The organism is Citrobacter sp. Cpo069, assembly GCF_030332785.1.
Taxonomy (GTDB): domain Bacteria; phylum Pseudomonadota; class Gammaproteobacteria; order Enterobacterales; family Enterobacteriaceae; genus Citrobacter; species Citrobacter portucalensis.
This window is the reverse complement of record NZ_JAOWHD010000050.1, coordinates 12,923-26,203: the sequence shown is the minus strand read 5'-3', so window position 1 is coordinate 26,203 and position 13,281 is coordinate 12,923. Positions and strand designations below refer to the sequence as shown.

Annotated in this window: 12 protein-coding genes; 3 read left to right on the top strand and 9 right to left on the bottom strand. The window is 50.0% G+C overall.

What is annotated here, in order from left to right:
* Positions 1–34 precede the first annotated feature (34 nt).
* Together hglS and OGY08_RS12435 are read right to left on the bottom strand one after the other, a co-directional pair.
* Positions 35–1,378 (bottom strand): 2-oxoadipate dioxygenase/decarboxylase HglS, encoded by a 1,344-nt coding sequence (gene hglS / locus OGY08_RS12440; protein WP_008784859.1) that lies wholly within the window; start codon positions 1,376–1,378, stop codon positions 35–37.
* 120 nt (positions 1,379–1,498) lie between these two features.
* Positions 1,499–2,401 carry a manganese-dependent inorganic pyrophosphatase gene (locus OGY08_RS12435; RefSeq protein ID WP_008784860.1) on the bottom strand — a complete coding sequence of 301 codons (903 nt, stop codon included), beginning with the start codon at positions 2,399–2,401 and terminating at the stop codon, positions 1,499–1,501.
* A 231-nt stretch (positions 2,402–2,632) separates the two neighbouring features.
* On the opposite strand from OGY08_RS12435, the gene pcaQ reads away from it, so the two are divergent.
* The gene (gene pcaQ, locus OGY08_RS12430) at positions 2,633–3,556 is read left to right on the top strand and encodes a pca operon transcription factor PcaQ (RefSeq protein WP_003020288.1); all 924 of its coding nucleotides are present in this window, start codon (positions 2,633–2,635) and stop codon (positions 3,554–3,556) included.
* Positions 3,557–3,596: 40 nt separating this feature from the next.
* Here pcaQ and OGY08_RS12425 read toward each other — a convergent pair whose 3' ends face one another.
* The 3 genes from OGY08_RS12425 to OGY08_RS12415 all read right to left on the bottom strand — a co-directional run bounded on the left by OGY08_RS12425 (position 3,597) and on the right by OGY08_RS12415 (position 6,881).
* Positions 3,597–5,285: a methyl-accepting chemotaxis protein gene (locus tag OGY08_RS12425; protein WP_125363248.1), complete on the bottom strand. Its 1,689-nt coding sequence runs from the start codon at positions 5,283–5,285 to the stop codon at positions 3,597–3,599.
* A gap of 169 nt (positions 5,286–5,454) precedes the next feature.
* Positions 5,455–6,573 (bottom strand): S-(hydroxymethyl)glutathione dehydrogenase/class III alcohol dehydrogenase, encoded by a 1,119-nt coding sequence (locus OGY08_RS12420; protein WP_125363247.1) that lies wholly within the window; start codon positions 6,571–6,573, stop codon positions 5,455–5,457.
* A gap of 32 nt (positions 6,574–6,605) precedes the next feature.
* On the bottom strand, positions 6,606–6,881 hold the full coding sequence (locus OGY08_RS12415) for a metal/formaldehyde-sensitive transcriptional repressor (protein WP_003833178.1): 276 nt from the start codon (positions 6,879–6,881) through the stop codon (positions 6,606–6,608).
* A 336-nt stretch (positions 6,882–7,217) separates the two neighbouring features.
* On the opposite strand from OGY08_RS12415, the gene OGY08_RS12410 reads away from it, so the two are divergent.
* Positions 7,218–7,715: a DUF3828 domain-containing protein gene (locus OGY08_RS12410; protein WP_111465522.1), complete on the top strand. Its 498-nt coding sequence runs from the start codon at positions 7,218–7,220 to the stop codon at positions 7,713–7,715.
* Between the two features lie 491 nt (positions 7,716–8,206).
* On the opposite strand, the gene OGY08_RS12405 is transcribed toward OGY08_RS12410, so the two are convergent.
* From OGY08_RS12405 to OGY08_RS12390, 4 genes are all read right to left on the bottom strand, one after another.
* Positions 8,207–8,995 carry a hypothetical protein gene (locus OGY08_RS12405; RefSeq protein WP_125363246.1) on the bottom strand — a complete coding sequence of 263 codons (789 nt, stop codon included), beginning with the start codon at positions 8,993–8,995 and terminating at the stop codon, positions 8,207–8,209.
* A gap of 185 nt (positions 8,996–9,180) precedes the next feature.
* On the bottom strand, positions 9,181–10,227 hold the full coding sequence (gene ompA, locus OGY08_RS12400; RefSeq protein ID WP_008784866.1) for a porin OmpA: 1,047 nt from the start codon (positions 10,225–10,227) through the stop codon (positions 9,181–9,183).
* 149 nt (positions 10,228–10,376) lie between these two features.
* On the bottom strand, positions 10,377–11,645 hold the full coding sequence (locus OGY08_RS12395; RefSeq protein ID WP_048214134.1) for a Y-family DNA polymerase: 1,269 nt from the start codon (positions 11,643–11,645) through the stop codon (positions 10,377–10,379).
* A gap of 2 nt (positions 11,646–11,647) precedes the next feature.
* Positions 11,648–12,067 (bottom strand): translesion error-prone DNA polymerase V autoproteolytic subunit, encoded by a 420-nt coding sequence (locus tag OGY08_RS12390; RefSeq protein WP_125363245.1) that lies wholly within the window; start codon positions 12,065–12,067, stop codon positions 11,648–11,650.
* 260 nt (positions 12,068–12,327) lie between these two features.
* On the opposite strand from OGY08_RS12390, the gene OGY08_RS12385 reads away from it, so the two are divergent.
* On the top strand, positions 12,328–13,254 hold the full coding sequence (locus OGY08_RS12385) for a DMT family transporter (protein ID WP_048214133.1): 927 nt from the start codon (positions 12,328–12,330) through the stop codon (positions 13,252–13,254).
* Positions 13,255–13,281 lie beyond the last annotated feature (27 nt).

Here is a 13,281-nt window from a genome sequence, read left to right as displayed (position 1 = left end):
CGATGGGAACAGACCGAATCCCATGTAAATTCCGTTAAAGTAAACCACACCGACGTTTACTTCGTTCTTGAGCCTCCTGATACAGCGCAAACTCATCATAAACCGCGCAACCCAGCGCCTGTTCAAACGCGTCGCGGCTGGAATTTCCGTGGCTGCGAGCCTGTGTTTCATTACCCAAATTGGACTGGAAAATTCCTGCGGCGCTCACCGGTAAAAAATCTTCGTAGGTGATGGGTTGCGCAACCAGCCAGCCCCGTTCAATAAGCGGCTGCGGATCGTCATCCGGGCGAATCGCCTGCCGATGCGCTTCACCCGATGGCGTCAGACGATAGCGGAACCAGGCTAGCCCCTGCTGGCGCAGCAGGAATTCGCTGTCCGGGAAGGCTTTAAACACCTCCTGAAGGTGTAGCTGGTGCGTCAGATTGTCTTTCCCCGTTCCCGCTTTATTCAGCAATTCGTCGTACAACGCTCTGCCTTTCGGTGTCAGGGCCACGCCGCGCTGTTCGATTTCACCAAAACGTGCCGTGTGAGTGCCGCGCATTTCACCGGCAAACAACACCGGTTCTTCCAGCGCTTTGAAACTGGTCTGACGCAATAAAATGGGCACCTCGCGGCGCGGCGGCCCTTCAATCAGTATTTTCGGTTCAATGCCGCATTCCGGCATCATCGACTGCACCCGGTCAATATCCAGCGTTCGCGGTGTCAGATGGTTGATATGACAACCGGGGAAGCACACCACATCGGCAATCAGCCGGTGTTCGTTGTGTAATGCGTGATAGGTCGCTTCATCGACCGTGGCATGCTGATGCCAGCGGAATGTTTCCAGCGCTTCATGCACAAATTCTTGCGCCTGTTCAGATGTAAAACTGCCCTGCGCATCAAATTCATCCAGCAGTTCGTGGCAACGGCGAGTGAAAATATCGCGTTTCGCGAGGATCTCAGCGGCTTTTTGCCGCAGCGCGGCGTTTTCGATTAGTTCGAGCCGTAATAACGAGGTGAATACCCGAAACGGGTTGCGCGATAGCGAGGCATCGTCGATGGGACGAAAGGCTGTGGAATGTACAGGGACGCCCGCCTGGGAGAGATCGTAATAACTCACCGGATACATGCCCATAACGGCAAACATCCGGCGCAGCGTAGAAAGCTCCTGCGCGGTACCCACTCGAATGGCACCATGACGCTCAACGTTTAGCCGGGCCAGTTCATCCGCATTCGCCAGTTTTTCATGCAGCGTCGGATTATTTTCCAGTACCGCCAGATTCACATCAGCGACAAGTTCCAGCAACGTGCCGTACTGCGGGACTTCCTGCTGGTACATTGCTGACATTGCCTGCGAAAATTGTTCCCGAATCTCATCTGCCGTGATGGTGTTCGCCATAATGTCATGCCTCCAGTGAATATTACCTGGAGTGTAGAAAACGCCGCTGACTCCGGTGGGAAGAATTTACAAAGTGTGACCCCGCGTAAACTTCCCACCCATACAAAAGATGAACAGTACCTACTGGCGTGGTTTCAAATGACTTTCCAGCCAGGGCAGCATCTGTTTTTTACGGCTAAGCATACCTTCTACCTTGCAAGGCTGCGGGATGTCTGAAAGTTCTGATCCAGCAAACCATAGGCTGGTGTCACCCAGATTGATGTCAGTGAGCATCAGCACGACTAACGCAGCGTTCTTTTCTTCTGCATAGCGCGCCATTTCCTGACGGAGATCGTCCAGCGCTGTATCAACCTGTTGCAGCGCATAGAGTTCGAGCTGCGCTACACAGACTGAATGTCCATGGATGGTGAAGGTTTTAATGTCTTTCTGCAAAAGTTCCCGGGCACTCATCCCTTCCACACTTGTTTTAGCTGACAGCAGGTCGCGACTGAAAGCGTCAAGATCCACTCCGGTTTTTTGGGCCAGCGCATCAACCGCCAGGCGATCGTCAGTGGTCGTCGTTGGTGAACGAAGCGTGACAGTGTCACTCAATACGGCGCCGAGCAGTAAAACAGCCTCAGCTGAAGATAATTGATTGCGTTCATCCTCCGTCATCAGTTGCCACAGCAGGGTTGCGCTACTGCCGACAGGCTTCACCCACACTTCCGGTGGCAGACGGGTGACTAACCCACCAAGTCGGTGATGATCGATAATTCCCACCACGTTACTTTCTGTTAACGATTCCGGTCCCTGGGCCGGCTCGGTGAAATCGACCAGCCAGACATCACGATCGGTCAGTTCAAACGTCAACCGTTCAGGCATCGTCAGCCCCGCATGCTCAAAGATAAACTGCGTTTCGCGATTAGGCTCGCCCAAACGCCATGCCGTCGCCTGCTGGCCACGTAAACTAAGCCAACGCGCCGTCATTGCGGCGGTGCAGATGGCATCGCTATCGGGATTAAGGTGCCCTATTACATGTATCATTCATCAGTGCCTTGTGAAGAGAAATCGTTCAAAAGTAAACAATCACCAAAGTATAACGACTGGGCACACTCCCTTCCATGATCCCACCACCCAGCAATGCTGTACAAAACATAAGCAAAATAAATCAGTTGTAAGTAAAACATGATAAATGTTAATAATATTTTGCTATCAGGTTATCAAAAACAAACAACTTTACTTGTCACCGATACGGCTCTGTTTTTAACATCGCTTATGGAAAAAAATGTTCTGTTCAATCAGCGCATTCGCTTGCGCCACCTTCATACTTTTGTCGCCGTTGCACAGCAGGGAACGTTGGGGCGCGCGGCTGAGACCCTTAACCTGAGCCAACCGGCTCTCTCCAAAACGCTAAATGAACTGGAGCAACTGACCGGTACCCGTCTCTTTGAGCGTGGCCGCCTTGGCGCGCAGTTAACGCTGCCCGGAGAACAGTTTCTTACCCACGCGGTAAGAGTGCTGGATGCGCTCAACACCGCCGGACAAGCGTTAAATCAGCGCGAAGAATCGCAGACTGATGTCGTACGGATCGGGGCCTTACCCACCGCGGCACTGGGCATTCTGCCTGCGGTAATTGGTCCTTTCCACAAGCAGCAAATGGAGACCACGCTACAGGTCGCCACCATGAGCAATCCGATGATTCTGGCAGGTTTAAAATCCGGGGAAATCGATCTTGGCATTGGTCGCATGGCCGATCCGGAATTAATGGTCGGTCTGAACTATGAATTGTTGTTTCTGGAATCACTTAAACTGGTCGTGCGCCCTAACCATCCGCTGTTGCAGGAAACCATCACGTTAAGTCGGGTAATGGAGTGGCCGGTGGTGGTTTCGCCAAAAGGAACCGCGCCTCGCCAGCACGCAGAAGCATTGTTGCAAAGTCAGGGTTGTAAAATGCCGCCAGGCTGCATTGAAACGCTGTCAGCATCGCTTTCCCGCCAGCTGACGGTTGATTACGACTATGTGTGGTTTGTCCCTTCAGGCGCGGTTAGAGAGGATTTACGCCAGGCGACGCTGGTGTCGTTGCCGATACCTACCCATGGTGCGGGTGAACCCATCGGTATTCTTACCCGTGTCGATGTGCAACTCTCTCAGGCCGCGCAGATCCTCATCGCCGCAATACGCAAAACCGTACCGTTTTGATGCCAAATATTAAGGGACCATCAGGTCCCTTAATTTATTGTTAAAACGTTTCCCAGTTATCGCCACTGGCCGTTGCCGTCTGCGGACGCGAATGGTCAGGCGTAGTGGTTACGGGAGGGCGTTTAATTGCACTCGTTCCCGTTAAGCGAAATGTACCTACGGCTTCCGTTAAGCGCGCCGCCTGCTCTTCGAGAGAGGCCGCCGCAGCCGATGCTTCTTCAACCAGCGAGGCATTTTGCTGCGTAACCTTATCCATTTCTGATATCGCCTGGCTCACCTGTACGATACCCCGGCTCTGCTCATCAGAAGCCGCCGCGATTTCCAGCATGATATCGGTCACGCGTTTTACCGCATCGACAATATCCGTCATCGTATTGCCCGCCGCGACGACTTCTCCGGAGCCCTGGTCAATCAGTCGGACTGATTCGCTGATCAATCCTTCAATCTCTTTTGCCGCCTGAGCGCTGCGGCTTGCCAGCGTACGGACCTCACTAGCGACCACGGCAAATCCACGCCCCTGCTCTCCTGCCCGCGCCGCCTCAACCGCCGCGTTCAGCGCCAGGATATTGGTCTGGAAAGCAATGCTATTAATCACGGCTGTGATTTCGGAGATTTTCTTCGAACTCGTTGAGATATTGCCCATGGTTTTCACCACGCCAGAAACCATCTGACCGCCCCGACTGGCCTTACCGGACGCATCTTCCGCCAGCTTGCTTGCGTGATGCGCGTTGTCGGCGTTTTGCTTCACCGTGGCGGTCAGCTCTTCCATGCTGGCTGCCGTTTGTTCAATCGCTGCGGCCTGTTGTTCAGTACGTGAAGACAAATCGGTATTACCCGCCGAAATCTCACTGGTACCGCGGTATATTTCTTCCGCACCCTGACGTACCGTACCCACCGTTTTCCCCAACGATCGTTGCATTGTCTGCAGATGGCGGCTCAGGCGACCAATTTCGCTGCGCCCGGTCGGTTCATCTTGCATGGTCAGATCGCCCGCGGAAATTTGCTCAATACGCTTGGCCGCGCGTAACAGAGGATGAATGACCGTGCGGCGCAGAACAATGAACGTCATTACGGTCAGCGCCAGCGCAAGAACGAATGCACCCAGCATAAAAGCCATGCCGAGCTGTGTACGCTGGTGCGCCTGTTCGCTTAACTGGTTCGCCCTTGCGGTACGAATGTCGATCGCTTTTAACAACACCTTGTTGTAAGCAGAGTCCAGCGGTCTGGCCTGTTCATTTTCATGGTTGATGATCGCTTCAAACATGCCGTTTTTAGCGTACTTCAACATAGGCTGTAAGCCGTCGATATAGGCTTTGAAGCTGGCGCTCAGTTCAACATCTAACGCTTCATCGGCAGACGTTTTTACCGCGCGTGACATATAAGCATTGAAACCGTCCTGCGACTGCTTGATCCGTTTTTCGGCCTCGGCAATATTGGCCTTCATGTCATCCATTTCGGCAATACGGCTCGCCGCGCCGGCGTGGATCATGTTGATACGTGCGGTACGTAAATGGTTAGAGCTGTTAGATAACCCCATCCTGACCTGAATCTCATCGGTCACGTCGCGCTGATCGCGATCGGCCTGCATAAGAAAATAGCTTGCCAGTCCGGAACTTAAGGCGAACAGCAGAAGGATGCCACCGAGAATGGAGGAAAACAGCGGAACCAGCCGGATTTGATGCAGAAAGCCCAGTTTATGCTGGGCTTGCATCGATGTAGTGTTGTCCATGACCGTCGACTCTCTTGTAGGGTTTATGCGTGAAAACACGCCCGTTAGATAGTCATCGGCAATCCAGGAAGTTTACTTACCGTGAAAAGCGCCGGATTCGTCACACTTTCACAACATAATTCTAAAAAATTCAGGAAAGTGCCAGCGGTTAAATCCGCTGGCCAATGAATCAGTTATCGCCAAAGTGGATAACGGTACGGATGGACTTACCCTGATGCATTAAATCGAACGCTTCGTTAATCTGCTCCAGCGGTAAACGGTGGGTAATAAAGGGATCCAACTGAATTTTCCCACTCATTGCTTCTTCAACCATGCCAGGAAGTTGAGTACGCCCTTTCACGCCGCCAAACGCGGAACCGCGCCAGACGCGCCCGGTAACCAGTTGGAACGGACGCGTTTTGATCTCTTGCCCTGCTCCCGCCACGCCAATGATGATGCTTTCGCCCCATCCTTTATGGCAACATTCCAGTGCCGCGCGCATCACGTTAACGTTGCCGATACATTCAAAGCTAAAATCCACGCCGCCATCGGTCAGCTCAACGATCACATCCTGAATCGGTTTGTCGTAATCCTTCGGGTTGATGAAATCAGTCGCGCCCATTTCACCTGCCAGCTTAAATTTTTCCGGATTGGTATCAACGGCCAGAATACGCCCGGCTTTCGCCTGCACCGCGCCCTGAATTACCGCCAGACCAATACCGCCCAGACCAAATACGGCGACGGTGTCGCCTTCTTTCACTTTTGCGGTGTTATGGACTGCTCCGATACCGGTGGTCACGCCACAACCCAGCAGACACACTTTGTCCAGCGGGGCCTGCGGGTTAACCTTCGCCAGAGAGATCTCCGCGCAAACGGTGTATTCGCTGAAGGTGCTGGTGCCCATATAGTGATAAATCGGCTCACCGTTATACGAGAAGCGCGTTGTGCCATCCGGCATCAAACCTTTGCCCTGGGTCGCACGTACGGCCTGGCACAGGTTGGTTTTACCCGATTTACAGAACTTACACTCGCCGCACTCTGCGGTGTACAGCGGGATCACATGGTCACCCGGTTTCAGACTAGTGACGCCTTCGCCGATTTCAACCACAATGCCGCCACCTTCGTGCCCAAGTACCGCCGGGAATACGCCTTCCGGATCGTCACCAGAGAGCGTAAAGGCGTCGGTGTGGCACACGCCGGTATGGGTAATTTTAACCAGCACTTCACCTTTCTTTGGCGGTGCTACGTCGATTTCGACAATTTTTAACGGTTGGCCGGGGCCGAATGCAACTGCTGCACGTGATTTCATTTGTCTCTTCCCATTATTGCGAGGTGATGATGTTATTTTAGATAAGCACGCAGAAGATGGCCGATTTCAGCCATGCGCACGGCACGCTGGTCTGGCGTTGTTTCTCCGCTGACCAGCTCGTCTTTCAGATGGATCTCAACCATTTCGCCCATCAGGCCATTGGATGCACCGCGCACGGCGGCAATTTGCTGCAGGATTGCCAGACACGGTTCGCCAGATTCAAGTGCACGCTCAAGCGCATCAACTTGACCGCGAATACGGCGTACACGGGTAAGAATGCGTTTCTTGTCTTCAGGTGAATGCGGCATACGCCCTCCGGATACTATAGGGGGGTATACTATCAGATTTGTTATTTGGCTGTAAAATATATGATTTATTTAATATCAGTAGCTTAGGTTAAGCTGTTATCGGATATATGCGGACACCCGTTTACTATCGCCTGCACAGGCAAACGGAACCCCGGTTTATATCCACAGCGCTTTGTGGGTATGAATGACTGCCGCCAGTTCCCGCTGGCGGCGGTCAACCACCTTCTAATAGTCACTACGCTGCGATGGAGCTGGGTGCTGATTACTGGCAATAAAAAACCGCCCGAGGGCGGCTGATTTTGATGTGTAACGGTTTAGCTAATTGGTTGATGATTAGTGTCTAATATCATTTCCCAAATATTGAAATTCGGCACAATTGATATGAAATTATTAATATTTACCAGCCTATTAATCTGCACTTCCGCGTTCGCGACTGTTTCCCCTACTGGCCCAGAGGCAGCAGCATTGAAATTTAATCACTGGTATGTTGCACAATTGTTAAAAGAGAAAAATCCTTTAACGGATTACGCTGGACTTAAACCTTACGTCACTACCAGCACGATTGCCGCATTGAAAAAATCTAATGCGGCTGACCCCAATACCGAAGACGTACCGGACTCTGATATGTTTATCAAAGCCCAGGATTATAGTGAAGACTGGCGGCAGATCGAGATTGTGTCGTCAGATTATGATCCCGTGTGTATGCAAGTTTATGTGTCGTTTGGAACGAATAAAGCACATACCGTTATCGACTGTATGGTGCAGGAAGGCGGGGCCTGGAAAGTTCAATCTGTAGCCAGACAGGATATCTTGCCGAACATCAGTCTAAAGTAATCTATGTAAAGCCCGTTAATTCGTACGGGCTTCATTCCCCTTAATTATTTTTTCGTTGCGCTATAAGCTTGCGCAAATCGATACCAAACCGTTTTTTAATACCCCGAAGATAACTTCCTTCAGCCCCTTATAACCGAGCATACCCAACACAAACACGATCTCATTGTGTGTAAATGTGACCTCGCCAACTTGCGGGATAGTGAACGTTACGTTTGGGAGGTGAGCTGCTGCAAACATCATGATCACTGCCCCGATCAGGACGTCACCGCAACATTCACGGAACTTTCCACCCCAATGAAAAAACCGAACGATAACGCCCAGGGCAACCAGGATTACTAATTTATGGTTCACCGCAGCAGATTTATCAATACCTCATCACAGGCCATCGCGAGGGAACGGATATTATTCAGCATTTCAAGGAGTACGGCAGCAGAGAAACGCAGCATCACAAGTTTGTATTACTGCCAGGACTAAATAAAATTATTTTTTTATCACATTAATTTGAACAACACCCTGATTGGCTTTAACTGTGTCAGATGCACCCAAAGATTATGTAAATTAATAATGCCTGCCTGAGCCAGTATTGCCAGGGTGATCATCAATGTGGACGCGGTAATCACAAGCATCAAACGACTAATATTTTTCTGGATCCTGATCTGCTGCTTTTCCCGTTTATCTTCAGATTCCCATGAAATAATTGTTGAAATAGCCTTGCCTTGTATATAATATTTTTTATCACTAAATCTGACATCTTCTGTAATTACAAGTGACTGGAGCAGCAGAAAGACCTTCCTCCTGAAATCTTCATTCTTGATATGTTTATACCAAAGCGTCCCGTACAATAGATCAATAACCTCATCACATGTCACTCCAGTGTGAGTTTTCTCTGGCGATTGATGTACATATTCGTTCACCAGCATCTGTAGCAACATTACACGATCAAGTCCATTCAACGCCCTGTTACTGGCGAATGAAAAAAAGAGATTGCTTTTTGCTCTCGCCAGAGCATTTTTTGCATAAGCAATACGCGTAAAATAATTTATTGCAAAAAGAAAAATAGAATCAAACCTTAACGGACCTTGCTTTCTCCAATGAATAATCTCAACATTCATTTTTTCAATATCATTGAGTGGAAGGTTTATTTTCTCCATATAGGCGTGCTGCTCAGTATGCCATTTTTCAAGCACAACATTTTTGCCTCTTAGATTCACAAGCTGATATTTTTCTTGTTTTACATCCGAAAAATAAACACCATAGTAATTATATACTTGATCATCCACATGATTTTTCAGAGTAAACCGTGGCAGAAAATAACGCCATAATCTACCTTTAGCTCTCGAAACTAAGGATTCTATGAACATAATTACGCTCTAACATCTTTAATTTGTCACAGTTAATGATAGTTCACTGTGCGAATAAAAAAGCCCTCCCCATTCAATAATGAGGAGGGCTTTTGTACACCGATTTAGTGCTTATCAGTGATCTCAACAACGACATGGCGATCTGGAGCAAGGCAATTAATCAGCTGCTGTCCGGTCTGCCCATCACAACTGGATCCCGTGACAGAATCACTCGAACCATGTCCTTGTGCAGTAATATTTGCAGCTGGCATGCCTAACGCGACTAATTCATCGGCAACAGCCTGCGCGCGCTGGGCTGACAGTTGCTGATTATAATCTGCGGCTCCGGTGCGATCGCTATAGCCAATAACAACGGTCGCTTTGTCTTTGGCCGGTTGCAGACCGGGATTTCGGTATAACTGCGCAATCGCCGCTTTCCCTTCTGGGGTTAATGCTGCTGAATCATAACCAAACATCACATCAGATTTTAAGTTAAAACGCTGAGGTTCAGGCGCAGGAGTTGCGGCAACTGCCGGTGCAGGCGTAACCTCCGCGTCGTCATGCTGGCCAAAGCGATATGACAACCCAGCGGTAACGGAACTAACATCGCTTGATACGCCAATCTGGTTTTCATTACCCACATTGCTCACCCATTGATATTCCACGCGGCCAGCCCAGTTCTTGTTAAAGGCATATTCCGTACCAACAGCCACAACCGGACGCACACCGGTATCAAAGCGGTTATTGCCTTTAATATCTGACTCCGCGCGATATCCCATTGCCCCTGCACGGCCGTAGAGATCCCAATTATCTGTCAGACCATAACTTGCCTTCAGAGATAATTGCAGGCCCTGACTTTTCATTTGAGAACCAGATGCGCCATTTTTACCGTTGAATTGCATGTTGCCTAAATAGTCATAACCGCCTTCAACTGCCAGCCATGGAGTAATCTGATAGCCTGTAAATACACCACCACCGACGTTATCGCTATCAAAACCAACATCACCATATTTATTACCATTAGCCCCCGTTTGCTGGCTTGCGCTGGTATCAAAGTAATGCGACCAACCAAATTTCCCACCAGCATACCAGGTTCCCGCATCCGCTGCGGCAAATGCCGTAGTCGCGGTCAGCGCATTTGCAATAATGAGTGTAATAAGCGTCTTTTTCATAAATTTCCTATTATAGACTTGCCGTTTGTCAGTTAGTTATCTGTTAGTCGGCGCTACAATAAAATTTTTAATGGCGGCTGATAATCGTTTTTTTATTTATTTCTGGACAGTTTTAGAATCGCTCTTAAGACTTATTTACGATAACCACCCTACCCAACCCGCAGTAAATCACTGTATCTCGTTGTATAACGCGGTGAGAGCATATCTCGCTTCATCGCCCACGGTTGTTGTATACCTTGTCCGGCAAAATAGAGCGTTCCTTTACCTTTTTCAGCATTGAGCGTATCCAGAACGGCCATCAGCTTATCGCTGTTATGCCGTGGGGCGTTGTCATCAAACAGATTCAACTGCGCAACGCCAGAACTAAAAAAATCGCCCAGCATGACCCCTGCTTTTTGATAACGCAGCCCCTCCCGCCATATTGCGTCCAGGCTACGTGTGGCCGCCCTTATAATTTCCCGACTATCCTGGGTTGGTGTCAGCAGTTTTATCGATGCGCTGTTACCGTAATACGGTTCATTCAGGGAAAATGGGCTGGTTTTGATAAACGTAGAGATAAACCGGCAGAACTGGTGCTCTCTGCGTAATTTTTCCGCAGCACGTGCAGCATAGGTACAAATAGCCTCTCTCATCGCATTGTAATCCGTGAGTTTTTCACCAAACGATCTTGAACAAATGATCTCCTGCTTAACTGGCGCAAACTCTTCCAACGCCAGGCACGGTTCACCGCGCAATTCCCGCACAGTGCGCTCAAGCACAACGTTGAAATGTTTGCGGATAAAGCGAATATCGGTATCCGCTAGGTCGCAGACCGTTTTAATGCCCATAGCGTCCAGTTTTTTACTGATACGGCGTCCGACACCCCAGACTTCATCAACCGGGAGCGCAGCCATCAGCTTACGCTGACGCTCAATATTCGAGAGATCCACCACCCCGTCAGTCTGTTCCTGCCACTTTTTGGCAGCATGGTTCGCCAGCTTGGCCAGGGTTTTGGTCTGGGCGATACCGACCCCAACCGTGAGGCGCGTTTTCTGTAAAATGGTTTCTCTGATTTCACGACCAAAATCTGTAAGATCCCTGCAGTTTCGCACGCCAGTTAAATCACAAAAGGCTTCATCGATACTGTACATTTCCACGCGCGGAGACAGCTCCTCCAGAATCGACATTACCCTGCTGCTCATATCCGCATACAGCTCGTAGTTCGAACTAAAGCAGAACACGCCGCAGCGCCTGAACAGATCTTTCTGTTTGAAGTATGGTGCTCCCATATTGACGCCAAGCGCCTTCGCTTCCGCGCTGCTGGCAATGACGCAGCCATCATTATTTGAAAGAACAACAACGGGTTTACCTTTCAGGTCCGGTCGGAATGCCGATTCACAACTGGCATAAAACGAATTAACATCCACCAGCGCAAACATGATCAGCCCGCGGATTTAATGATAAATGTCACCACGCCAAATATATCCAGCGTTTCCTCGCTGCCGATCATGATCGGTGCGTAGGCGCTGTTCTCTGGCTTCAGCATCACCACCGGATGCAATTGCAGGCGCTTAACGGTGAATTCGCCTTCAATAGCAGCAATCACAATGTCTCCGTGGGCCGCTTTTCTGGCACTGTCGACTACCAGCAAGTCGCCAGCACCGATCCCTGCCCCCATCATGGAGTCGCCAGACGATTTAACAAAATAGGTTGCGCTGGGATGCTGCACCAACAGGTCGTTAAGATCGATACGTTTCTCAACGTAATCCTGCGCCGGAGAAGGAAAACCGCAGGGCACGAGATCGCTAAATAGCGGGAATTGTTTGATTTCGCGATGTTCTACTGGCTGGAAAAACAACATAATAATCTGCCTCTCATATAACTGTATTTATATACAGTAGTTTTAATGAGGACAGTGATCAAGTGACAGACGTGGCGAACTGAGCGTTGTTTAACCATCTTGCCGGTAAGCGTTTATGCTATCTGGAAAAATAATTTTCGGTTTTATTCCACAGAAGAAAGTACAAATTTTCGCGACATGTACTCAGCCGGAATGATAACGACTACGGCGCCCTGAAAGCGCGTATAGTGGCGTACTAAAATCATTAAAACGGACACATTATGACCACCGCAGGGAAAAGTCATCCGCTGGCCATTGGCGGCCTCATCACCTTAACGCTCATCTGGAGCTACAGCTGGATCGCGATGAAACAGGTCACGCACTACATCGGCGCGTTCGACTTCACCGCACTACGCTGTTCTTTTGGCGCATTATTGTTATTCATCGTTCTGTTACTGCGTGGCCGAGGAATGCGCCCGACGCCTTTCGGCTATACGTTAGCGATCGCCTTACTACAAACATGCGGCATGGTTGGATTATCACAATGGGCGCTAGTCAGCGGCGGCGCAGGTAAAGTAGCCATACTGAGTTATACCATGCCATTCTGGGTGGTGATTATGGCCGCCATTTTCCTCGGTGAACGCATGCGGCGTTTACAGTATTTCGCCATTGCCGTGGCAGCTGCGGGATTATTGCTGGTTTTACAGCCATGGCAACTGAACTTTGCCTCAATGCAGAGCGCGCTACTGGCGATCCTTTCTGGGATCAGTTGGGGGGCCAGCGCGATTGTCGCAAAGCGAATGTATACCCGCCATCCGAATATCGATCTGTTAGCGCTGACCGCATGGCAGATGCTGTATGCCGCGCTGGTGATGAGCCTGGTGGCCTGGCTGGTTCCACAGCGAGATCCAGACTGGCAACCTGTCGTTTTCTGGGCATTAGCTTATAGCGCCGTGCTGGCGACGGCGCTGGCATGGAGTTTATGGCTGTTTGTGTTGCGTAACTTACCAGCCAGTATTGCCAGCTTAAGTACGCTGGCGGTACCTGTCTGTGGCGTTCTGTTTTCCTGGTGGTTGCTGGGTGAAGAGCCTGGCGTTGTTGAAGGCTGCGGTATTGTGCTGATTGTTGTTGCGCTGGCTATCGTCAGCCTGAAAAAACGCGTCTCCCAGGTTCAAAGCGTACGAAAAGCACCACCCTGCGAAAATTAATCGGCTAAAAAAATGCCCCGCATTTGC